Origin of the sequence: Ferruginibacter sp. SUN106, from assembly GCF_050611765.1 — a bacterium.
GTDB lineage: Bacteria > Bacteroidota > Bacteroidia > Chitinophagales > Chitinophagaceae > Ferruginibacter.
In genome coordinates, this window is sequence record NZ_JBODJC010000008.1 from 1 (window position 1) to 1,313 (window position 1,313).

The 1,313-nt window shown below is 37.2% G+C and carries 1 protein-coding gene and 1 pseudogene; both read right to left on the minus strand.

Annotation, left to right across the window (positions count from 1 at the left end; genetic code table 11):
* Positions 1–49: 49 nt before the first annotated feature.
* A complete protein-coding gene (locus tag ACQ334_RS24550) occupies positions 50–856 on the minus strand; it encodes an IS3 family transposase (protein ID WP_430990924.1) in 807 nt (268 codons plus the stop codon).
* A gap of 227 nt (positions 857–1,083) precedes the next feature.
* Positions 1,084–1,269 (minus strand): annotated as a pseudogene (locus ACQ334_RS24555) (hypothetical protein); the annotation flags it as partial.
* Between the last annotated feature and the right edge of the window lie 44 nt (positions 1,270–1,313).

Sequence of the window (1,313 nt, forward strand, 5' to 3'; positions counted from 1 at the left end):
TGAATAGTCCTTAAATAAGTTGACAGATTTTAAAATTATCCCGGTTGCCTCAAGTAGCCGGGGTTTTTGTTTGATAAATCTCATCTGGCGTTTTCATTTTTAATGCCAGGTGAGGTCTTTTACTGTTGTATAAAAGTATGCTTTCTTCCACAAGTTGTTTTACCTGTTGTTTGTTTTTCATTTTCCTGTCCATTCCAAATTCTTCTTTAATTGTTCTGTTCATTCTTTCAGCCAATGCATTTTCATAAGGATCTCCATTCTCTGTCATACTTAAACAGATATTGTTTTTAGAGGTTAGTAAGGCATATTCTTTACTGCAATATTGCAACCCTCTGTCTGAATGATGGATAGTAGCTGCCATCGGGCATTTTCTTTGTCCTGTTGCCATTTTCAATGCAGCAATCATGCTTTCCACTTCCATATTGTCATCAACAGCATATCCCACGATCTTTCTACTATACGCATCAGTAATCATATTGAGATAACAATTACCTTCTTCTGTTTTTATATAAGTTATGTCACTTACCCAAACCTCGTCGGGATATTGTACGGTTTTACCTTTAATGATATTAGGCCATTTTCTCAACCAATGTTTACTCATCGTAGTCTGTGTATAACGCCTGCGTGGCTTGATCTGCAGGTCATAATGCCGCATCAGGTTGAAGAGTTTGTCACGACCCAGTTTTAAACCATTTTTCAGCATATCTTCTTTAATCAGATGATATATTTTACGGGTACCCAGTCTTGGTAGTTGTTTTCTTTCTCTATCTACCAATCTTTTTACTGCTTCCTGTTTCTTAGTTTCATTTGCTGTATCCTTTTGCTGTTTATATACATACTGACGGCTGTAACCCAATGTAGAGGCTATTGTTCCGATTGAGTGTTTTCTTGCCCCTGCTTGTCGGAAGCTGCCTGCGACAGGGGTAAGTACTTTTTTCTTATTTCGGTATGGAGCATGTCATCGGCTATATCAATAGCCCGGTTCAATATCTCTTTCTCTGCCTCCAGTAGTTTTATCTTCTTTTCCAGCTGAGAAATATAAGTTTTTGGCGGTGCTTTCTTTTTCATGGGAGCTTTGCTTTTCCAATCCAAAGTTCCATGTTTTCTTAACCATACCAAAACAGTACTTTTACCTTGAATACCATACTTCTTTTGACTCTGGCTATAAGTCAAATGCCCTTTTTCAATTTCATCTACAACCTGTAATCTGAATGATAAACTGTAATCTTTTTGAGTACGTTTACTAACTCGAAATTGTCCTTTATTCATAATGGTGACACTGGGTTTGTGTCAACTTATTTTAGGACGAGGCA